The organism is Burkholderia torrens (assembly GCF_984668525.1).
The window spans coordinates 3,302,334-3,321,289 of record NZ_OZ480211.1 but is presented as its reverse complement, the minus strand read 5'-3'; the positions used below and the strand labels follow the sequence as shown (position 1 = coordinate 3,321,289).

Annotated in this window: 21 protein-coding genes; 6 read left to right on the top strand and 15 right to left on the bottom strand. The window is 68.1% G+C overall.

Annotated features, from left to right (window positions below):
- Positions 1–229: 229 nt before the first annotated feature.
- Positions 230–781, top strand: coding sequence for a cupin domain-containing protein (locus AC5LXX_RS15410; RefSeq protein WP_034189292.1), 552 nt, complete (start codon positions 230–232; stop codon positions 779–781).
- Positions 782–878: 97 nt separating this feature from the next.
- Positions 879–2,369, top strand: coding sequence for an aldehyde dehydrogenase (locus AC5LXX_RS15405; RefSeq protein ID WP_493410004.1), 1,491 nt, complete (start codon positions 879–881; stop codon positions 2,367–2,369).
- Between the two features lie 59 nt (positions 2,370–2,428).
- On the opposite strand, the gene AC5LXX_RS15400 is transcribed toward AC5LXX_RS15405, so the two are convergent.
- Positions 2,429–2,629: a heavy-metal-associated domain-containing protein gene (locus AC5LXX_RS15400; RefSeq protein ID WP_124452383.1), complete on the bottom strand. Its 201-nt coding sequence runs from the start codon at positions 2,627–2,629 to the stop codon at positions 2,429–2,431.
- 330 nt (positions 2,630–2,959) lie between these two features.
- Here AC5LXX_RS15400 and AC5LXX_RS15395 point away from each other — a divergent pair, with 330 nt between their 5' ends.
- Entirely contained in the window at positions 2,960–3,292 is a 333-nt protein-coding gene (locus tag AC5LXX_RS15395) for a cupredoxin domain-containing protein (protein ID WP_011353437.1), read from the top strand.
- Between the two features lie 12 nt (positions 3,293–3,304).
- Positions 3,305–4,141 (top strand): FTR1 family iron permease, encoded by an 837-nt coding sequence (locus AC5LXX_RS15390; protein ID WP_124452376.1) that lies wholly within the window; start codon positions 3,305–3,307, stop codon positions 4,139–4,141.
- A gap of 82 nt (positions 4,142–4,223) precedes the next feature.
- On the opposite strand, the gene AC5LXX_RS15385 is transcribed toward AC5LXX_RS15390, so the two are convergent.
- The 9 genes from AC5LXX_RS15385 to AC5LXX_RS15345 all read right to left on the bottom strand — a co-directional run bounded on the left by AC5LXX_RS15385 (position 4,224) and on the right by AC5LXX_RS15345 (position 11,371).
- Positions 4,224–4,442, bottom strand: a complete 219-nt coding sequence (locus tag AC5LXX_RS15385; RefSeq protein WP_124452374.1) for a DUF6566 family protein — start codon at positions 4,440–4,442, stop codon at positions 4,224–4,226.
- On the bottom strand, positions 4,442–4,909 hold the full coding sequence (locus AC5LXX_RS15380; protein WP_493410003.1) for a hypothetical protein: 468 nt from the start codon (positions 4,907–4,909) through the stop codon (positions 4,442–4,444). The genes AC5LXX_RS15385 and AC5LXX_RS15380 overlap by 1 nt, the downstream gene beginning before the upstream one ends.
- Before the next feature lie 68 nt (positions 4,910–4,977).
- On the bottom strand, positions 4,978–5,298 hold the full coding sequence (locus tag AC5LXX_RS15375; protein WP_059727806.1) for a helix-turn-helix domain-containing protein: 321 nt from the start codon (positions 5,296–5,298) through the stop codon (positions 4,978–4,980).
- Positions 5,291–5,656 (bottom strand): type II toxin-antitoxin system RelE/ParE family toxin, encoded by a 366-nt coding sequence (locus AC5LXX_RS15370; protein ID WP_493410002.1) that lies wholly within the window; start codon positions 5,654–5,656, stop codon positions 5,291–5,293. The genes AC5LXX_RS15375 and AC5LXX_RS15370 overlap by 8 nt, the downstream gene beginning before the upstream one ends.
- 130 nt (positions 5,657–5,786) lie before the next feature.
- A complete protein-coding gene (glmS, locus tag AC5LXX_RS15365) occupies positions 5,787–7,604 on the bottom strand; it encodes a glutamine--fructose-6-phosphate transaminase (isomerizing) (protein WP_493410001.1) in 1,818 nt (605 codons plus the stop codon).
- A 54-nt stretch (positions 7,605–7,658) separates the two neighbouring features.
- A complete protein-coding gene (gene glmU / locus AC5LXX_RS15360; protein WP_493410000.1) occupies positions 7,659–9,020 on the bottom strand; it encodes a bifunctional UDP-N-acetylglucosamine diphosphorylase/glucosamine-1-phosphate N-acetyltransferase GlmU in 1,362 nt (453 codons plus the stop codon).
- Between the two features lie 135 nt (positions 9,021–9,155).
- Positions 9,156–10,148 carry a tRNA 2-thiocytidine(32) synthetase TtcA gene (gene ttcA, locus AC5LXX_RS15355; RefSeq protein ID WP_493409999.1) on the bottom strand — a complete coding sequence of 331 codons (993 nt, stop codon included), beginning with the start codon at positions 10,146–10,148 and terminating at the stop codon, positions 9,156–9,158.
- On the bottom strand, positions 10,145–10,549 hold the full coding sequence (locus AC5LXX_RS15350; protein WP_059521150.1) for a dihydroneopterin aldolase: 405 nt from the start codon (positions 10,547–10,549) through the stop codon (positions 10,145–10,147). Before AC5LXX_RS15350 ends, ttcA begins: the two co-directional genes overlap by 4 nt.
- Before the next feature lie 78 nt (positions 10,550–10,627).
- Positions 10,628–11,371, bottom strand: coding sequence for an SDR family oxidoreductase (locus AC5LXX_RS15345; RefSeq protein ID WP_493409998.1), 744 nt, complete (start codon positions 11,369–11,371; stop codon positions 10,628–10,630).
- Positions 11,372–11,384: 13 nt separating this feature from the next.
- Between AC5LXX_RS15345 and AC5LXX_RS15340 the strand changes: the two genes are divergently transcribed.
- Positions 11,385–12,575, top strand: a complete 1,191-nt coding sequence (locus tag AC5LXX_RS15340) for a class I SAM-dependent methyltransferase (protein WP_493409997.1) — start codon at positions 11,385–11,387, stop codon at positions 12,573–12,575.
- A gap of 296 nt (positions 12,576–12,871) precedes the next feature.
- Positions 12,872–13,066, top strand: a complete 195-nt coding sequence (locus tag AC5LXX_RS15335) for a DUF2905 domain-containing protein (protein ID WP_006477606.1) — start codon at positions 12,872–12,874, stop codon at positions 13,064–13,066.
- 20 nt (positions 13,067–13,086) lie between these two features.
- On the opposite strand, the gene AC5LXX_RS15330 is transcribed toward AC5LXX_RS15335, so the two are convergent.
- The 5 genes from AC5LXX_RS15330 to AC5LXX_RS15310 all read right to left on the bottom strand — a co-directional run bounded on the left by AC5LXX_RS15330 (position 13,087) and on the right by AC5LXX_RS15310 (position 18,832).
- Entirely contained in the window at positions 13,087–13,308 is a 222-nt protein-coding gene (locus AC5LXX_RS15330; protein ID WP_011353424.1) for a hypothetical protein, read from the bottom strand.
- Positions 13,309–13,408: 100 nt separating this feature from the next.
- The gene (locus tag AC5LXX_RS15325; protein WP_493409996.1) at positions 13,409–14,317 is read right to left on the bottom strand and encodes a carbohydrate kinase family protein; all 909 of its coding nucleotides are present in this window, start codon (positions 14,315–14,317) and stop codon (positions 13,409–13,411) included.
- Positions 14,314–15,594, bottom strand: coding sequence for an AGE family epimerase/isomerase (locus AC5LXX_RS15320; RefSeq protein ID WP_493409995.1), 1,281 nt, complete (start codon positions 15,592–15,594; stop codon positions 14,314–14,316). The genes AC5LXX_RS15325 and AC5LXX_RS15320 overlap by 4 nt, the downstream gene beginning before the upstream one ends.
- Complete coding sequence (locus AC5LXX_RS15315; RefSeq protein WP_493409994.1) at positions 15,591–16,610, bottom strand: LacI family DNA-binding transcriptional regulator; 1,020 nt, start codon at positions 16,608–16,610, stop codon at positions 15,591–15,593. The genes AC5LXX_RS15320 and AC5LXX_RS15315 overlap by 4 nt, the downstream gene beginning before the upstream one ends.
- Before the next feature lie 383 nt (positions 16,611–16,993).
- Complete coding sequence (locus AC5LXX_RS15310; protein WP_493409993.1) at positions 16,994–18,832, bottom strand: EAL domain-containing protein; 1,839 nt, start codon at positions 18,830–18,832, stop codon at positions 16,994–16,996.
- Between the last annotated feature and the right edge of the window lie 124 nt (positions 18,833–18,956).

Sequence of the window (18,956 nt, the reverse complement as noted above, 5' to 3'; positions counted from 1 at the left end):
CGAGCCAAAAACGGCGTCAAATGTTTTTTAACGGTCCTGTATCAGGGCTTTCCCGAGCAACGGGAACAAAAGATTCGCAAAAGGAATGGTCGGCGAGGTGTTCATTATTTCGAACGCCTTTCAGGGTTTTCCCCGCTGATATGCGGCATAAAGTGATTAGAATATTCAACGGCTGTCCACCGCGTCGTTTCACTTTGTCATCGCACTTATCGTGTCCGAAACCGAATCGATGTCCACCGAAGTCGCCGAGCGCCTGCGCTTCGTGCGCAACAAGCATGGCCTGTCGCAGCGCGAACTCGCGAAGCGCGCCGGCGTGACCAACGGCACGATCTCGCTGATCGAACAGGGCCGCGTGAGCCCGTCGGTCGGCTCGCTGAAGAAATTGCTCGAATGCATACCGATGAGTCTTGCGGAGTTCTTCACGTTCGAGCTCGTCGAGTCGCGCTCGGTCGTGTCGCGTCGTGACGAGATGCCGAACCTCGGCAACGACACGCTCGCGTTTCACCTGGTCGGCGCGAGCGTGAAGGACCGCAACATGTGCATCCTGCGCGAGATCTATCAGCCACACGCCGACACGGGGCCCGAGATGCTCGTGCACGCGGGGCACGAGGGCGGCGTCGTCGTATCGGGCCGGCTCGAGCTGACCGTCGACGGCGCGACGTGGCTGCTCGACCCCGGAGACGGCTACTACTTCGAAAGCCGTTTGCCGCACCGTTTTCGCAATCCCAGCGCGGAACTGATCTGCGAGGTCGTCTCGGCCAATTCGCCGGCGACCTTCTGACCTTCCCACCGCGCATCACTGCATTCGCTGCTGGCTGGCTGCGCATCACGCGCAGCGGCGTGCCGCATCGCGAATGCCAAAAAACTGAGGCATCCTGATGAACAAGTTGACTTTGGCTGACTGGCAGGACAAGGCGGCGTCGCTCGAGATCGAAGGGCGCGCATTCATCGACGGCGCGTCGCGCGACGCGCAGGGCGGCAAGACGTTCGACTGCGTGAGCCCGATCGACGGCCGCGTGCTGGCGAAGGTCGCCGACTGCGGCGAAGCCGACGTGAACGCGGCCGTCGCGGCTGCCCGCCGCGCGTTCGACGCAGGCGTATGGGCCGGCCTGAACCCGCGTGCACGCAAGGCCGTGCTGCTGCGCTGGGCCGCGCTGATGCGCGAGCATCTCGACGAACTGTCGCTGCTCGAGACGCTCGACGCGGGCAAGCCGATCGGCGACACGACGACGGTCGACGTGCCGGGCGCCGCGTACTGCGTCGAATGGTTCGCGGAAGCGATCGACAAGGTCGGCGGCGAGGTCGCGCCGGCCGATCATCATCTCGTCGGGCTCGTCACGCGCGAGCCGGTCGGCGTGGTGGCGGCCGTCGTGCCGTGGAACTTTCCGATCCTGATGGCCGCGTGGAAATTCGGCCCCGCGCTCGCGGCCGGCAACAGCGTCGTGCTGAAGCCGTCGGAGAAATCGCCGCTGACCGCGATCCGCGTCGCGCAGCTCGCGTTCGAAGCCGGCATCCCGGCCGGTGTGTTCAACGTCGTGCCGGGCGCGGGCGAACCGGGCAAGCTGCTCGCGCTGCATCGCGACGTCGACTGCATCGCGTTCACGGGCTCGACGGCCGTCGGCAAGCTGATCATGCAGTATGCGGCGCAGTCGAACCTGAAGCGCGCGTGGCTCGAGCTCGGCGGCAAGTCGCCGAACATCGTGCTGCCCGATTGCCCCGATCTCGACCGTGCCGCGCAAACGGCGGCCGGCGCGATCTTCTACAACATGGGCGAGATGTGTACGGCCGGTTCGCGGCTGCTCGTGCATCGCGACATCAAGGACGCCTTCATCGAGAAGCTCGTGGCGGCCGCGCGCGCCTATGTGCCGGGCAATCCGCTCGATCCGTCGGTGTCGATGGGCGCGATCGTCGACGGCATCCAGCTCGAGCGCGTGCTCGGTTATATCGACGCGGGGCGCAGCGAAGGCAGGCTCGTCACGGGCGGGGCGCGCGTGAAGCAGGAGACGGGCGGCTTCTATGTCGAGCCGACGGTGTTCGAGGTGAAACCCGATGCGAAGATCGCGCGCGAGGAAATCTTCGGGCCCGTGCTGTCGGTGATCGTATTCGACGATGTCGACGAGGCCGTGCGGATCGCGAACGACACCGAATACGGGCTGGCCGCGGCCGTGTGGACGTCGAACCTGACGACCGCGCACGACGTATCGCGCCGGTTGCGTGCGGGGACCGTGTGGGTGAACTGCTACGACGAGGGCGGCGACATGAACTTCCCGTTCGGCGGCTACAAGCAGTCGGGCAACGGCCGCGACAAGTCGCTGCACGCGCTCGAGAAATACACCGAGCTGAAGTCGACGCTGATCCGGCTGCGCTGACGCGTTGCGATGCACGGGCGCATCGCCGTTCGGCGGTGCGCCCGACTCCCGGGTGCGCGTCAGGCGGTGCGCAGCGCGGGGTGGAAGCCGGCGGCTTCGATGATCGACTGCACGCGCTGGGCGCCTTGCGCCGATTCGACCTTGACGATCTTCGCCGCGACGTCGATGTCGAGCTTCGCGGCGGGATCGGCAGCCGTCACCGCACGCGTGATCGCATTGGCGCAGCCGCCGCAGGTCATGTCCTGGACTTCGAATTCCATCGTGTTCTCCTGAGTGGTCGATTGACGAACACCGTCAGCATGAAGTTTGCCATGGTGGGAAGGTCAAGCGTTGCGTGCAGGATACCGCCTGGCCGACGACGCGTCAGGCCGTGGTCTGACGAATGGGGGCGGCGCCGCGCATGCCGGTCGGTGTATGGCCCGATTGACCGTGGCCGTGCAGCGCCGTGCATCGGGAAAAGCCTTTCCGGACAACGGACTGCGAAACGGTGTGAAGCACTATTTCCATGGCGGCAACGAGGGCATTCGATACGGAAATGCGAATCGCTCTTAGTATCGATTCTCTTCAAGATCCATTCTCCGTTTCCCACCATGAATCGTTTTGCTTTCGGCTTCGCGCTGGCCCTGCTGGGCGCATCGGCAACGTCCGCATTCGCTGCCGACGACGTCGTCAACTTGACCCTGAAGGACCACAAGTTTTCTCCCGATGGCGTGACGATCCCTGCCGGCAAGAAGGTGAAGTTCGTCGTGAAGAACCTCGACGCGACGCCCGCGGAATTCGAGAGTGACGACTTCAAGGCGGAGAAGGTCGTGCCGGCCGGCAAGTCGGTCGAGATCCTGGTCGGGCCGCTGAAGGCGGGGACCTACGAGTTCCACGACGAGTATCACGAAGCGCAGTCGAAGACGCACCTGACCGTCAAGTAAGCGGATACCGACATGCTGTCGACTGCCCTGATCGTCTTTCGTGAAGTGCTCGAGGCCGCGCTGGTGGTCTCGATCGTGATGGCCGCCACGAAGGGCGTGCCGCGGCGCGGCTGGTGGGTGAGCGGCGGGCTGGCCGGCGGCGTGATCGGTGCAGGCCTGATCGCGGCATTTGCCGACGTGATCTCGCAGTGGGCGTCCGGCATGGGGCAGGAAGTCTTCAACGCGGGCGTGATGTTTGTCGCGACGCTGATGCTCGCATGGCACTGCATCTGGATGAGCCGGCACGGCCGCGAGATGGCGCTGCACATGGGCGCGGTCGGCCGGGCCGTCGCGGCCGGCAGCCGGCCGCTGACGGGCCTCGCCATCGTGGTCGGTGTCGCGGTGCTGCGCGAGGGCTCCGAGGCCGTGCTGTTCCTCTACGGGATCGCGGCGGGCGATCCGGGGCAGACGCCGCAGATGATCGCCGGCGGGCTGCTGGGCGTGCTCGGCGGCGCCGGGCTCGGCTACGCGATGTATGCGGGCCTGCTGCAGATTCCGTTGAAGCGCCTGTTCTCCGTCACCAACGCGCTGATCGTGCTGCTCGCGGCGGGAATGGCGAGCCAGTGCGTCGGCTTCCTGCTGGCCGCGGGGCTCGTGCCGTCGTGGGGCGATGCGGTCTGGGACACGTCGTGGCTGCTTAAGGAATCGAGCATCGTCGGCAAGGCACTGCATACGCTGATCGGCTATACCGCGCGTCCGGCGGGCATCCAGATCGCCGCATACGTGGCGACGCTGGTGGCGATCGTCGTGCTGGCCCGGCTCGTCGGCCGGCCGCAGGTGACGGTGAGGCCGCCGCGGGCCGCCGCCTGAATGTCCGGGTTTGAATGCAGAAAGGGGCGTCGATGACGCCCCTTTCTGCATTTGCGATGCGTGATCCGCGCGCGCGACGGGATCAGCGGTGGTTGTCGATCCAGGCGCGCGCCCATTCGAGCCCTGCATTGCGCGCGTCGTCTTCGGTGTCGAACACGCCGAGCACGCCGGACGCTTCGACGAGCCGGTTGTTCTGCGTGATCGTGCCGCTCGCCGCGAAGCGCTCGGGCTGCATGATCTCGTCCTGCTGCAGAATCGCGTGGCCCCAGATCTGGTAGCCGTGGTAGGTTTGCGCTTCCATTATCGAGTCACCTCCGCAGCGCGGCCGTGCGTGCCGACCTGCAGCACGTTGCCGTCCGGCGTGTATTGACGCGGGATACTGGAGAAGTTTAGTGCGTGCGTCTCGTCCGAGCCGGCAGGGCGCATCACCGTGAGGCGGCCCGGCGCGGGCTGTGCGACGGGGCGCGGTGCGGCCGACGTGTCGGTCGCGGTGGCGGCCGGGCGGTGCGAACCGGCTTTCACGGTCTGGGCGACACGGCGCTTGTGCGGCTTCGCGGCGGCTTTCGGCGTGACGCTCGCGTGCTTCTCCGCGCTCTTGCCGGTGCGCGCATCGGCGCCCGTGCGTGCGGCCGGCGTGCGGGCGTCCGGCGTACGGGCCGCCGGATGGCGCGCCTCGGGCGGATTCCAGACCTCGACGTAATGCTCGGCGGCCCAACCCGTCGACGCGAACGTCAGCGCCAGCAAACCGCATCCAATCAGTCTTACCATTGTCTCTCCGTCATATTCCTTGCGGCCCGCGTCCGGTCGGCCGTGCATGCGCATTCGGGGAAGCCGGCTCAGGAGAACACCTCGAGCCCGTGTTTCTCGACGATCTGGAGCATGCGCGCGGCAATGCCGCTGGGCCGCTTGTCGCCCTGTTCCCATTGGCGGATCGTCGACGTCGTCGTGTTCAGGTAGAGCGCGAACACGCTCTGGCTGACGTTGACGGACTTGCGGATGCGGGCGATCGCTTCGGGATCGAATTGCGGCGCGGCTTCGATGCAGAGATCGTCGTATTCCCGCATCGTCTTCTTGTCGATCAGACTGGCGCGATAAAGCCCCGACGCGGCGCTGTGGACCGCCTCCGTCGCGTCGCTCTTGAATCGACTCTTAGCCATTGCAAATCTCCACAAGCTCTTTCAGTGCGACCAGCGTCGCGATGTCGCTGTCGGTGTGTCGACCTACGTCCGCGGCGAGCTTTCTGAAGGCGCGCAGTTCGCGTGTATCGATGTTGTCGCGGTCGCATTTCGCGAACAGGAACACGAACATCCACGTGTGCCCGATCTTGCCCAGCACGATTCCGCGCTGCCGATTGCCGTCGAGGCTCTTCTTCCAGACGTTGCCGCCGAGATCGACGCCCTGGCCGCGGGCCAGTTCCCGCACCGCGCGGCAGAGCTCGCCATCGGCGATTCCCGCTTTCCCGGCTGCCTGGTGAAACCACTTCGTCTTGAAGACGCGTCGTACGGAAGCAGACATGTCGAGCCGGTCGAGTTAGCACAGGATTATATACCACTACGTGGTACATATTTCGACCTGGCCGAATGGCCTGCTTCGTTCCGCGACGCGGTCGGGACGGCCCGATGCGGGCCATCCCTGTCGTCCAGCCTTACTCCACCGTCACCGATTTCGCGAGGTTCCGCGGCTTGTCGACGTCGGTGCCGCGTGCGCACGCGGTGTGATACGCGAGCAGCTGAAGCGGCACGACGTGCAGGATCGGCGACAGTTGCCCGTAGTGTTCCGGCATCCGGATCACGTGCAGGCCGTCGTCGTTGACGATCTGCGTATCGGCATCGGCGAACACGTACAGCTCGCCGCCGCGCGCACGCACTTCCTGCATGTTCGATTTCAGCTTCTCGAGCAGCGTGTCGTTCGGCGCGACCGTGACGACCGGCATCGCTTCCGTGACGAGCGCGAGCGGCCCGTGCTTCAGTTCGCCGGCCGGATAGGCCTCTGCGTGGATGTACGAGATTTCCTTCAGCTTCAGCGCGCCTTCGAGCGCGATCGGGTAGTGCAGCCCGCGGCCGAGGAACAGCGCGTTTTCCTTGCGTGCGAATTCTTCCGACCACGCGATGATCTGCGGCTCGAGCGCGAGCACGCTGTTCAACGCGGCCGGCAGGTGGCGCAGCTGCTTCAGGAATTCGGCTTCCTGCGCGGCGTCGACGTGCCCGCGCAGCTTGCCGAGCGTCGCGGCCAGCACGAACAGCGCAACGAGCTGCGTCGTGAACGCCTTCGTCGACGCGACGCCGATCTCGGTGCCCGCATGCGTCAGGAACTGCATCTCGGTCAGGCGCACCATCGCGCTGGTCGCGACGTTGCAGACGGCGAGCGTATGCGTGTGGCCGAGCGACTGCGCATGCTTGAGCGCCGCGAGCGTATCGGCCGTCTCGCCCGACTGCGAGATCACGAGCACGAGCTGGCGCGGGTTCGGCACCGATTCGCGGTAGCGGTACTCGCTGGCGATCTCGACCTGCGTCGGGATCTTCGCGATCGATTCGAGCCAGTACTTCGCGGTGAGGCCCGAGTAGTAGCTCGTGCCGCACGCGAGGATCAGCAGGCTGTCGATCTCCGCGAACGCGGCCGGTGCGGCGTCGCCGAACAGCGTGCCGTCGAACGCTTCCGTCTGCGGCACGGTATCGCCGATCGCGCGCGGCTGCTCGAAGATTTCCTTCTGCATGAAGTGGCGATAGGGCCCAAGCTCGACCGCGCCGCCGTACGCGCTGACGACGCGGATCTCGCGCTGCACCGTGGCGCCGTGGCGATCGACGATCGTCACGCCGTCGAGCGACAGCTCGCACACGTCGCCTTCCTCGAGGAACGTGAAGCGGTCGGTGCTGCCTGCGAGCGCGAGCGCGTCGGACGCGAGGAAGTTCTCGCCGTCGCCGTGGCCGACGACGAGCGGCGAACCCTGGCGCGCACCGACGACGGTATGCGGCTGGTCCTTGTGGATCACGGCGATCGCATACGCGCCGTGCAGCTGGCCGACGGCCTCGCGCACCGCGTCGAACAGGTTGCCGCGATACAGGCTGTGCACGAGGTGGGCGATCACCTCGGTGTCGGTCTGCGACACGAACTCGTAGCCCTTCGCGCGCAGCGCATCGCGCAGCGTCTCGAAGTTCTCGATGATGCCGTTGTGGACGAGCGCGAGTGCGTTCGACGAGAAGATCGGGTGCGCGTTGTGCGTGACGGGCGCGCCGTGCGTGGCCCAGCGCGTGTGCGCGACGCCCGTCGTGCCTTCGAGGTGCGATTCGCGCACCTGCGTGTCGAGATCGGCGACGCGCGCGACGCTGCGCGCGCGCTTCGGTGCACCGGGCTCGAGCACGGCGACGCCGCACGAGTCGTAGCCACGGTATTCGAGGCGCCGCAATCCTTCGATCAGCACCGGAACGATATTACGCTGCGCAACTGCGCCGACAATGCCGCACATGAATGGTCAATCCTGTAAGTCGACGCGGGCGCCGCCGGGGCGCCCGCAAAAGGTTCAGCTCTTCTTCTTGACCGGGCGGACGTAGCCGCTCTTCGCGGTCTGCGTCTTCTCGTTCAACGCGAGCACGCCGTCGGCCACGTCCTTCCAGATCGTCGTGCCGGCGGCGATCGTCACGCCGCGGCCGACGCGCACGGGCGCGACGAGCTGCGTGTCGGAGCCGACGAACACGTCGTCCTCGATCACGGTGCGGAACTTGTTCGCACCATCGTAGTTGCACGTGATCGTGCCCGCGCCGATGTTCACGCGCGCGCCGATGTCGGCGTCGCCGATATAGGTGAGGTGGTTCGCCTTCGAGCCGTGGCCGATCACCGCGTTCTTCACCTCGACGAAGTTGCCGACGTGCGCTTCGTCCGCGAGCTGCGCGCCGGGGCGCAGCCGCGCGTACGGGCCGATCACGGTGTGCGCGCCGAGCTCGGCGCCGTCGATGTGCGTGAATGCGTCGATGCGCGTGCCGGTGCCGACCGACGCGTTGCGGATCACGCAGTTCGCGCCGATGGTCACGTTGTCGGCGAGCGTCACGTTGCCTTCGAACACGCAGTTCACGTCGATCGACACGTCGCGGCCGCAGCGCAGCGTGCCGCGCACGTCGAGGCGCGCCGGATCGGCGAGCGTGACGCCGTCGACCAGCAATGCTTCCGCGACATTGCGCTGATGAATGCGTTCGAGTTCCGCGAGCTGCGCCTTGCTGTTGACGCCGAGCGTTTCCCATTCCTCGTCGGGCTGCGACGTGACGACCTCGAAGCCGGCCTCGATCGCGAGTTCGACGACGTCGGTCAGGTAGTACTCGCCCTGCGCGTTCTCGTTCTTCAGCGCGCCGAGCCACATCGACAGCTGGGCCGTCGGCGTGACGATGATGCCCGTGTTGATTTCGGCGATCTTCAGTTCGACCGGCGACGCGTCCTTCTGCTCGACGATGCGCGTGACGAAGCCCGAGGCATCGCGCACGATGCGGCCGTAGCCGCTCGGATCGTCGAGCGTGACGGTCAGGATCCCGTAGCGGCCCTCGCGCGCGGCATCGACGAGACGCTGCAGCGTCGACGCGCGCGTGAGCGGCACGTCGCCGTACAGCACGAGCGTCGGTTGCGCGGGATCGAGAAGCGGCAGTGCCTGGCGCACCGCGTGGCCGGTGCCGAGCTGCTCGGCCTGCAACGCGAACTGGACATCCGGCGCGGCGACGGCGGCCTCGACCTGCTCGGCGCCGTGACCGACGACGACGACCAGCCGGGACGGCTGCAGCGTGCGTGCGGTGTCGATGACGTGGGAGAGGAGCGGCCTGCCGGCCAGGGGATGAAGCACTTTCGGCAGCGCGGAACGCATGCGCTTGCCGGTGCCTGCCGCCAAAATCACGATATTCATGGCGCCAGCTTGTCAGAGGAGTTCGAAGCCGACCATTTTAGCATGCGGCCCCCGCCGTTCCTGGCCTGTCGCGGCGGGGCGACAGCGGGGGGAAAGGGGCCGCGGGCCCCTGTTCCGGCGGCGTTCGGGCCCCGCTTACAGGTCGTCGAACTGGACGATCGAGATCGGTTGGGCGGCGCCCGGCGCGGCGGTGTCGTCGCCCGATGCGCATGGTTCCTCGTCGAACGCGATGTCGCCTTGCGGATCGGCCTCGCCGGTCGCGCGCAGCGACTGGAACGGGTACAGCGTCGTGTCCATCAGGTGCGACGGCACGACCTTCGCGAGCGCGTTGAACATGTTGTCGACGCGGCCGGGGAAGCGCTTGTCCCATTCGCGGATCAGCGCCTTCATTTCCGCGCGCTTCAGGTTCGGCTGGCTGCCGCACAGGTTGCACGGGATGATCGGGAATTCGCGCAGCTCCGCGTATTTCTCGAGATCGGTTTCCTTCACGTACGCGAGCGGGCGGATCACGATGTTCTTGCCGTCGTCCGACTGCAGCTTCGGCGGCATCCCCTTCAGCTTGCCGCCGTAGAACATGTTGAGCAGCAGCGTCTGCACGATGTCGTCGCGATGGTGGCCGAGCGCGATCTTGGTCGCGCCGAGTTCGCCGGCCACGCGGTACAGGATCCCGCGGCGCAGCCGCGAGCACAGCGAGCAGGTCGTCTTGCCTTCGGGCACGAGCCGCTTGACGATGCTGTAGGTGTCCTGGTTCTCGATGTGGAACGGCACGCCGACCTGCTTCAGGTATTCCGGCAGGATGTGTTCCGGGAAGCCCGGCTGCTTCTGGTCGAGGTTCACCGCGACGATGTCGAAGTCGATCGGCGCGCGCTCGCGCAGGCGCAGCAGCACGTCGAGCATCGCGTAGCTGTCCTTGCCGCCCGACAGGCACACCATCACCTTGTCGCCCTGCTCGATCATGTTGTAGTCGCCGATCGCCTGGCCGACCTGGCGCACGATCCGCTTGTACAGCTTGTTGTTCTCGTACGCTTCCTTCTGCTCGCGGCGCGTCAGCGCGGGGCGGCCGGCCGCGGCGGCGTCGTCCAGGGGGGCGGCATCGGCCGCCGTGTCATTCATGTGGGGGGCGTTCATGCGCGCTCCTCGTCCTTGATGCGAAAGACTTCGACGCCGACGGCGTCGCAGTCCGGATAAGCGTCCGGTTTCTCGGTACAGACGCGTACCGCGCGCACGGCATCGTGCGCCAGCAGGTGCGCGGCGATCGCGTCGCACAGCGTTTCCTGCAGGTGGATGTGGCCGCGCGCCACGCATTGCGCGACGCTCTGCTTCATCAGGTCGTAGTCGACGACTTCATGCAGCCGGTCGTCGACGGGGGTGGACAGCGCGAGCGGCACGAACAGGTCGACATTGATGACGACGCGTTGCTCGCCGCGCTTCTCGTGTTCGAAGGCCCCGATGTTGATGTGCACCTCGTAGTCGCGCAGGTAGAGCCTGCGGCAATCCGCGAGGCGGGGGTGCAGGAGAGCGGAAAACATGGTCGTCCCAGTCAAATTGGCGTGCGCGCACGCAAAGCGGCGCGGGCGGCGGCAGTCAGGCCGCGCGACCCGCGCAGTTCATTCATTCGGGCCGGCGGCGGGCGGCACCAGGTGCTCGCCGCCGTCGACGGTCAGCGTCGCGCCCGTCACGCCGGGCGCGCTCGCGAGATAGCAGGCGGCCGCGGCGATATCGTCCGCGTGCGGCGCGTGGCCGCGCACGAGCGCCGCGACGCGCACCTTCGGTGCGAGCGCGAGCGCCAGCGCCGACGTCGCGCGGTTCAGCGCGGCCTGCATCAGCGCATGCGACAGTTGCGCCGGTGCCGGGTGAAACAGGGCCTGATCCAGCACGTGGATCGCACACGCGCGCAGTGCTTCATGCTCGCGCGCGGCGTCGGGTGTGGCATCGGCGAGCGCGCGGGCCAGCGCGAGCGGCGCCGTCACGTTACGCGCGAGCGCACCGGCAAGCGACGCGCCGTCCACCGTCTGCGCGTCGTCGGCACCCGCGCTGGCGCTGACGAACACCGCGCACGCCGGCCGGCCGAGCGCTTCGCCGCACGCGGCGACGAGCGCGGCCGCATCGGCTTCCAGGGCCAGATCGGCGTCGAGCACGGCTGCGCGGCGGCCGCGCGCCGCGACTTCGGCGACGAGCGCATCGGCGGCCGCGCGCGGCGCGCCGGGGCTGCGCTGCAGCGCGACGTCCCAGCCGCGGCGGGCGAAACCGGTCGCGAGCGCACGGCCGATCGACGCGGCGTCGGCTGCGCTGCCCAGGGCGCCCGTGACGAGCACCACGCGCGGGGTCGACGTATCGGCTGAAACGGTCATTTACAATGCCGGGATGAACCCGAAAGCTCACGAACCCGCTAGTTTACCTGCTCCCGGCCCTGACGCGCTCGCGCAGTCCGAAACCCTTGCCGCGCAATTGCGCGGCGAGATCGCGGCGGCCGGCGGCTGGCTGCCGTTCGACCGCTTCATGGAGCGCGCGCTGTATGCGCCGGGCCTCGGCTATTACAGCGGCGGCGCGCGCAAGTTCGGGCGCCGCGCCGACGACGGCAGCGACTTCGTCACCGCGCCCGAGCTGTCGCCGTTGTTCGCGCAGACGCTCGCGCAACCGGTCGCGCAAGCGCTTGCGGCGAGCGATACGCGTCGCGTGATGGAATTCGGCGCCGGCACGGGCAAGCTCGCGGGCGGGTTGCTCGCCGCGCTCGACGCGCAGGGCGTCGAACTCGACGAATACCTGATCGTCGACCTGTCCGGCGAGTTGCGCGAGCGGCAGCGCGACACGATCGCGGCCGCCGTGCCGGCGCTCGCCGCGAAGGTGCGCTGGCTCGACGCGCTGCCCGAGCGGTTCGAAGGCGTCGTGGTCGGCAACGAGGTGCTCGACGCGATGCCGGTGCGGCTGTTCGCGAAAGCGGGCGGCGCGTGGCACGAGCGCGGCGTCGCGCTCGACGCGCAGCAGGCGTTCGTGTTCGACGACCGGCCCGCCGATGCAGCCGGCCTGCCGCCGGTGCTCGCGGGGCTCGACGTCGGCGACGGCTACGTGACCGAGACGCACGAGGCCGCGCTGGCGTTCACGCGCACCGTCTGCACGATGCTCGCGCGCGGCGCGGTGCTGCTGGTCGACTACGGCTTTCCGGCGCACGAGTACTACCATCCGCAGCGCGACCGCGGCACGCTGATGTGCCACTACCGCCACCACGCGCACGACGACCCGTTCCTGTACCCGGGGCTGCAGGACATCACCGCGCACGTCGAATTCACCGGCATCTACGATGCGGCCGTCGCCACCGGCACGGACCTGCTCGGCTACACGTCGCAGGCGCGCTTCCTGCTGAACGCGGGCATCACCGACGCGCTGGCCGCGATCGATCCGTCCGACATCCGCGCGTTCCTGCCGGCCGCGAACGCGGTGCAGAAGCTGATCTCGGAAGCCGAGATGGGCGAGCTGTTCAAGGTGATCGCGTTCTCGCGCGGCATCGACGGCACGCTCGACGCGTTCGCGCGCGGCGACCGCTCGCACGCACTCTGACGGAGCTAGGGCCTGTTTCCATATGGAACGCACATGCGAATGCCCGAAATCGCTCGTAGGGCAAGGAGTGAGAAGCGCCGTTTGGCCGAGCCAAACAAGCGACGAGCGACGCCGCCATACGGGCGATTTCGGGCATTCCCGTGACATGATTTTTTTAATTTGGGGTTGCCACGAGAACGGCCGCTCGCCACGTTGCGCTCCTTGCGAATACGTCCAGTATTCGCGGCGTCGCGCGCCTCGCGAGCGGCCGTTCTCGTGGCAACGCATGCGCGTTCCATATGGAAACAGGCCCTAGCATGCTGCGCTGGCTATTGACGACGTTCATCGCGGTGATGATCCTGACGCGCTGCTGGCCGTGGCTCGGCAAGCTCGGCATCGGGCGGATGCCGGGCGACGTCACGCTGACGCTCGGCGGGCGGCGCTACCCGTTCCCGTTCATGTCGACGCTGGTGCTGACGATGCTGCTGTCGATGGTGGCGCGGCTGCTCTGAGCCGCGCCGGAAGGAGGGCCTTACAGCTCGATCTCGCCGAGGATCCGGTGCGCGAGCGCCTTTGCCTCGTCGAACGCTTCTTCCTCGCTGGGGCTCGTCGAGTGGACGTCGTAACGCGTGTTCTCGGTGTCGTCGCCGTCATCGCGCGCGAGGATCACGTAACCCTGGAACTGCCCGTTGCCCGCATGCTGGGTATGCGCCTTGGCCGTGTAGATGCCTTTCGTGAACGTGTTCGTGTCCATCGTGCTCTCCCGCAAAAGGACACTTCATCGTAGCACTGCGGCGCAACATGTACAGCGTCGCTTATCGGTGACCGAACAATGCCCGGTCACCGTCTTTCCATCAGCGTTCGATCAGCGCGACGACCTCGTCGAGCGTCGGCGCGTGCGCGCCGGTATGCCGGCACGCGGCGGCGCCGGCCGCCAGCGCGAACACGAGATGCTCGCGCCAGGTGCGCTGCGGCGCGGCCATCAGGCTGAACAGCATGCCGCCGATCGACGCGTCGCCCGCGCCGACTGTGTCGGCCACCTCGACGCGCGGCGGGCTGGCCTCGTGCACGTCGCCGTCCGCGTAGAGCGTCGCCGCCTGCGCGCCGCGCGTGACGAGCACGGCCGCCTGAGGATTCAGCGCGCGCACCGCCGCGATCGCGTCGGGGCCGTCGCCGCCGAACAGGTGCCGCAGGTCTTCGTCGGACACCTTGATCAGATCGGCGAGCGCGGCCATCTTCTCCAGCGTCGGCCGGTACGCGGCCGTCATCAGGTTCCGCACGTTCGGGTCGAAGCTGATCTTCACGCCGCGCGCGTGCAGGTCGGACGCGAGCGCGGCCAGCGTGCCCGCGAGCGGTTCGCGCACGAGGCTGATGCAGCCGAAATGCGCCCATTGCACGTGCTCGGTCCAGCCGGCCGGCAGTAGCGCGGGATCGAACGCGAGATCGGCACTCGCTTCGCCGATGAAGAAGTACGCGGGCGGGCGCGTCTCGTGGACGATCGCGAGCAGCGGCGGCCGTGCGACGCGCTGCAGGAAGCGCAGGTCGAGCCCCGCCGCTTCGCTCGTGCGCCACAGTTCGTCGGAGAAGCAGTCTTCGCCGATCGAACCCGCGAGCGCGCTTGGCACGCCGAGCCGCGCCACCGCGCGCGCGACGTTCCAGCCGGCGCCGCCCGGCACCGAGGCCCACTGCGCATCACCCGCACGCACCATGTCGGTCAGGATGTCGCCCGCCGACACGAAAGCCGGAAACGTGCCGCCGCTCATTGCGTCGGCTCGCTGCGTTGCATGCGCGCGAGAGTCGCGAGCACGTCGTAGCACGCGCCCATCGTGTGATAGTCGGTCTTGCCGGCCGGGCTCTTCTCGTCGCTGTACTTGCGGTTGTCGCAGGTGAGGATCCGATACCACGCGCCGTAGCGGTGATCGACGAAATGGGCCCAGCTGTAGCGCCAGATCTCGTCGTACCAGTCCCAGAAGCGTTCGCTGCCCGTGCGCGCGCCGAGCATCGCGGCCGCCGCGAAGGTTTCCGCCTGCACCCAGAAATACTTGTTGTGGTCGCAGATCGTGAAGTCGGGGCCGAAGCCGTAGCACAGGCCGCCGTGATCGGCGTCCCACGCGTGCGTGAGCGCCGCGTCGAACAGCTCGGCCGCGCGCGGCACGAGCCAGTCGAGCGGGCGGTGCCGTTCGAGGATCAGCAGCAGCTTCGCCCATTCGGTCTGGTGGCCGGGCTGGAAGCCCCACGGACGGAAGATGTTCGAGCTGTCTTCCTTGTTGTAGTCCCAGTCGACCGACCAGTCCGCATGGTAGTGCTCCCACACGAGCCCGCCCGACAGCGCGGCCTGGCGCTGCGTGATGTGGGACGCGACCTTCTCCGCGCGATCGAGGTACGTGAGGTGGCCGGTCGCCTCGTACGCGGCGAGCAGCGCCTCCGTCATGTGCATGTTCGCGTTCTGGCCGCGGTACGACGACACGATCCAGTTCGGCGTCGCATCGTCCGCGTACAGGCCCGCGGCCGCATCCCAGAAGCGGTGCTCGGCCAGTTCGTAGGTCGCGGCGATCAGCGGGCGTGCCTCGTCGATGCCGGCCATCGTCGCGTGCGCGGCCGCGAGCAGCACGAACGCGAGGCCGTAGCAGTGGCGCGTGCCGTCGAGCGTCTCGCGCTTCGCGCCGTCGCGCCAGTCGAGCTCCCAGTCGTAGCCCTGCAGTGCGTCGTCCCAGTGCGCGTCGCGCAGGAAGCGCAGCCCGTGGCGCGCGTATTCCAGATGGCGCGGGTCGCCGAAATGCCGGTACGCCATCGCGTAGTTGAAGACGAACCGGCAAGTGCTGACGAGGTGGCGCGACGTGCGGTTGTAGATGCTGCCGTCGTCGCGGAAGTAATGATAGAAGCCGCCCGTCGGGTCGAATGCGTTGGTCGCGTAGAAGCGCAGCGTGTCCTCGATGTGCGACAGCAGGAACGCCGGATCGCGGAAGCTCGCGACGAACGGTGCGGCTGGCGTGTGGGCGGCCGGCGCGGCCGGGTGGGGTTGGACCGGGGGCATGTTCATGATTCGGTGACGGTGGCAGTGTCGAGTGCCGCCGAGGCGGCGGGCTGGCTGCTGGCCCGCACGATCAGCTCGACGGGCAGGGAGATTTCGGTGCGCTCGGGCGAGTCGGCGAGCAGCAGCTCGACGCCGCGGCGGCCGAGCGCTTCCTTGTCGACCGACAGCGTCGTGAGCGGCGGGTTCGCGTGCGCGGCGGCCGGGATGTTGTCGAAGCCGACGATCGCGATGTCGTCCGGAATCCGCAGGCCGCGCGCGGTGCACACGCGCTGCGCGGCGAGCGCGGCCGCGTCGTTGTAGGCGAACACGGCTTCGGGGCGCGGGCCCGGTGCGTCGAGCAGTTGCTCCATCGCTCGCGCGGCGCCCGTGTCGGGATCGAGCCCCGCGTCGATCGTCACCTCGTACGCGGGATCGAACAGCCGCCCGGCTTCGAAGAACGCGCGCCGGTAGCCGATCGCGCGCTGCGCGATGCTGTAGTGCGCGGGCGAGCCGCCGATGAACGCGATCCGCGAACGGCCGGTGGCGAGCAGGTGGCGCATCGCGAGCGCGGCGCCCGTCGCGTTGTCGATGTTGACCGAGCGCAATCCGGGCGCCCACAGGTCGATCAGCACGAGCGGCCGGCCGGTCGCGGCGAGCGCCTCGATCGTCTCGGGCTCGATGAAGCCGGCGACCGCGATCGCGTCGGGCGCGTGCGGGCGCATCTGGCGCAGCACGTCGTCGTTCGGGCCGACCGTCAGCAGCGTCGGCACGATGCCGCGCTCGCGGCACGCGTCCTCGACGCCGTGCAGCACGTGCGAGAAGAACGGGCTGGCGGGAAAGCGGTTGTGCTGGCGGTGCAGCAGGAAGGTGAGCCGGCGGATGCGCGGCCGCAACTGGGCGGGATCGTAGCCGAGCTGCTGCGCGATCCCGACGATGCGCGCACGCGTGGCTTCGGACAGGCCCGGCTGGTTCTTCAGCGCGCGGGAGACGGTGCCGATCGAGACCTCTGCCGCCCGCGCCACATCGCGAATGGTCGTACCCATCGTTGGTTCGGGTCCGGTTTGTTTAGGGTGAAAGCGATTGTATAGTAAAACGAATCGCGGAATTCGGGCCGGATAACCGGGGAATACCCGCGAATAGCGGCTTTTTACGCGCTAATCTGCGAAAACGCCGTTACTAAAAATACTAAACAAAACACGAAAAAGGCAAGGTGGACGTGTGGGGTCGGGCGGCGCGCGTCGCGGGCGGCAGGTGGGCTGGAAGCGAGCGTGCATCGCTGGTCCGGGCGGCCAGCGCGGGCAGGCCTGAAGCCGGTGCGGTGCGCAACGATCCTGGCGGCGAGCGAAAAGGGTAAGCGGCGAGCGGACATCCGTCGCCATGGCACGGCGTGCGGCCGTGCCCCCTGCGAACGCCGGCCGCGTGCCGTTCAGCCCGCCGCCACGGCCGGCGGCTCGCCGCGATGGCGCAGCGCGGCGCGCCCCGCGTCGAGATCGACGACCGCCAGCCCGTCCGGCTGCTGTTTCGCGCGCCGCTTCGCGAGTGCCGCGACCGACGCGATCTCGTCGCTGCCGTACCGTTTCGCGCCGTGCGCGCCGGCCGGCACGCCGACCGCGCCGATCGCCATCGTCACGAAGCCGAAGAACGCCGGGTTGCCGTGGCGGTCTTCGCCGCGCAACCCGCCCGCCTGCCGGTCGGCTTGCGTGTAGAAGAGCCGCGCGCCGTCGTTGAAGCGCGCGATCGCGTCGGCGGCGCGCTCGCGCCAGTCGTCGCGCTGGAACAGCACGAGGAAATCGTCGCCGCCGACGTGGCCGAGAAAGTCGCGCTGCGGGTCGCACACGCCGGCCAGCACCGTCGCGGCGAACTTCAGCACCTCGTCGCCCTGCCAGTAGCCGTACTGGTCGTTGAACGGCTTGAACTGATTCAGGTCGACGTAGCATGCATGAAAGCCGGCGTCGCGCTGGAGCAGGCGGTCGATGTGCGCGCTGATCGGGATGTTGCCGGGCAGGAAGGTCAGCGGATTCGCGTAGCGCGCGGCCTCGATGCGCATCTCGGTCACTGTGCGCACCAGGCTCTCGCCGGTGCCGAGCCCGACGTAGCGGCCGTGCTCGGTGATCACGAAGCCGTCCGCGAGATAGCGCTGGTCGTGGCTCGCGAGCAGCGTCGCGAGCTGCTCGAACGTCGTCGCGTTGTCGATCATCAGCGGCGCGTCGTTCGCGAACTGCAGGCATGGCTTCTTCCCGAACACTTCGCGGTGATACGGCAGCGCGAAGCGGTCGATGAAGCCGCGGCGATTCACGAGCGCGACGGGCCGTCCGCGTTCGACCAGCGCGACCGCGTGCAGGTCGGGCATCCGGTTGAACAGGTCGAGCACGTCGTTGCTGGTCGCGTCGCGCGGCAGGGCCGGCGCGGGAACCAGCATCTTCCCGGCGATCGTGCCGGCCGGCCGCACCGAGCGCGTCGCGCCGGGAAACACCGCGATGTGCGGCGCGCGGATCGCGTCGCGCGCGGCCGGCGCGACGACGCGCGACGGCTGTGCGTTCGGCCGGCCGAGCAGGAAGCCCTGCACGCAGCAGATGCCCATGTCGCGCACGACGATCAGGTCGCATTCGTTCTCGATGCCTTCCGCGATCAGTTGCGCGCCGCTCGCTTGCGCGAAGTGCTGCATCGCCTTCACGGCCTCGAACTTGAGCGGGTCGCGCGCGATGTCGTGGATGAAGAAGCGGTCGATCTTCACGACGTCCGGATTCAGGCGCAGCCACAGGTTCATGCTCGCGTTCGCGGTGCCGTAGTCGTCGAGCGCGAACTGGATGCCGGCGTCGCGCAGCGACGCGACCGCCGGCCCGATGTGCGCGACATCGGGAATCGCGTTCTGCTCGGTGAGCTCGATCACGATGCGCTCGGCGCCGATCCGTGCGCGGCCGAGGAACTGGCGCGCGCGCTCGCGTTCGCCGGCGAGCGCGAGGATCGTCCCGGCGCTGAAATTGAGGAACAGCTTGCCGTCGCAGCCGAGCGCCGCGAACGCGTCGAGGCAGGTGAGTGCGGCGGCTTGCTCGAGCGCGATGGTCTTGCCTTCGCGCGCGGCCTGCGCGAACAGCGCGGCCGGCGGCTCGAGGTCCGTGCCGCGCGGGCCGCGGATCAGCCCTTCGTAACCGACGACCGTGCCCGACGCGAGGTCGACGATCGGCTGGAAAACGGCCGCGAGCGCGCGATCCGCGATCAGGCGCGTGGTGCTGGCGGCAGCGGAGTCGGTGTGGAGCGCGGGCATGGGCGAGGGCAGCCGAATCGACGGGACGTCCGGCTTAACGGCGCCGCGCGCAGGGAATTGAATGAAGATTTCGTGACACGATGCACGCGACTGGTGCGTCGCGCCGGACGTGCATCGACGTGCG

Bases quoted from the DNA above. Each gene is read 5' to 3' on its own strand.
- AC5LXX_RS15410 (WP_034189292.1), top strand. From the start codon at position 230: ATGTCCACCGAAGTCGCCGAGCGCCTGCGCTTCGTGCGCAACAAGCAT.
- AC5LXX_RS15405 (WP_493410004.1), top strand. From the start codon at position 879: ATGAACAAGTTGACTTTGGCTGACTGGCAGGACAAGGCGGCGTCGCTC.
- AC5LXX_RS15400 (WP_124452383.1), bottom strand. From the start codon at position 2,629: ATGGAATTCGAAGTCCAGGACATGACCTGCGGCGGCTGCGCCAATGCG.
- AC5LXX_RS15395 (WP_011353437.1), top strand. From the start codon at position 2,960: ATGAATCGTTTTGCTTTCGGCTTCGCGCTGGCCCTGCTGGGCGCATCG.
- AC5LXX_RS15390 (WP_124452376.1), top strand. From the start codon at position 3,305: ATGCTGTCGACTGCCCTGATCGTCTTTCGTGAAGTGCTCGAGGCCGCG.
- AC5LXX_RS15385 (WP_124452374.1), bottom strand. From the start codon at position 4,442: ATGGAAGCGCAAACCTACCACGGCTACCAGATCTGGGGCCACGCGATT.
- AC5LXX_RS15380 (WP_493410003.1), bottom strand. From the start codon at position 4,909: ATGGTAAGACTGATTGGATGCGGTTTGCTGGCGCTGACGTTCGCGTCG.
- AC5LXX_RS15375 (WP_059727806.1), bottom strand. From the start codon at position 5,298: ATGGCTAAGAGTCGATTCAAGAGCGACGCGACGGAGGCGGTCCACAGC.
- AC5LXX_RS15370 (WP_493410002.1), bottom strand. From the start codon at position 5,656: ATGTCTGCTTCCGTACGACGCGTCTTCAAGACGAAGTGGTTTCACCAG.
- glmS (WP_493410001.1), bottom strand. From the start codon at position 7,604: ATGTGCGGCATTGTCGGCGCAGTTGCGCAGCGTAATATCGTTCCGGTG.
- glmU (WP_493410000.1), bottom strand. From the start codon at position 9,020: ATGAATATCGTGATTTTGGCGGCAGGCACCGGCAAGCGCATGCGTTCC.
- ttcA (WP_493409999.1), bottom strand. From the start codon at position 10,148: ATGAACGCCCCCCACATGAATGACACGGCGGCCGATGCCGCCCCCCTG.
- AC5LXX_RS15350 (WP_059521150.1), bottom strand. From the start codon at position 10,549: ATGTTTTCCGCTCTCCTGCACCCCCGCCTCGCGGATTGCCGCAGGCTC.
- AC5LXX_RS15345 (WP_493409998.1), bottom strand. From the start codon at position 11,371: ATGACCGTTTCAGCCGATACGTCGACCCCGCGCGTGGTGCTCGTCACG.
- AC5LXX_RS15340 (WP_493409997.1), top strand. From the start codon at position 11,385: ATGAACCCGAAAGCTCACGAACCCGCTAGTTTACCTGCTCCCGGCCCT.
- AC5LXX_RS15335 (WP_006477606.1), top strand. From the start codon at position 12,872: ATGCTGCGCTGGCTATTGACGACGTTCATCGCGGTGATGATCCTGACG.
- AC5LXX_RS15330 (WP_011353424.1), bottom strand. From the start codon at position 13,308: ATGGACACGAACACGTTCACGAAAGGCATCTACACGGCCAAGGCGCAT.
- AC5LXX_RS15325 (WP_493409996.1), bottom strand. From the start codon at position 14,317: ATGAGCGGCGGCACGTTTCCGGCTTTCGTGTCGGCGGGCGACATCCTG.
- AC5LXX_RS15320 (WP_493409995.1), bottom strand. From the start codon at position 15,594: ATGAACATGCCCCCGGTCCAACCCCACCCGGCCGCGCCGGCCGCCCAC.
- AC5LXX_RS15315 (WP_493409994.1), bottom strand. From the start codon at position 16,610: ATGGGTACGACCATTCGCGATGTGGCGCGGGCGGCAGAGGTCTCGATC.
- AC5LXX_RS15310 (WP_493409993.1), bottom strand. From the start codon at position 18,832: ATGCCCGCGCTCCACACCGACTCCGCTGCCGCCAGCACCACGCGCCTG.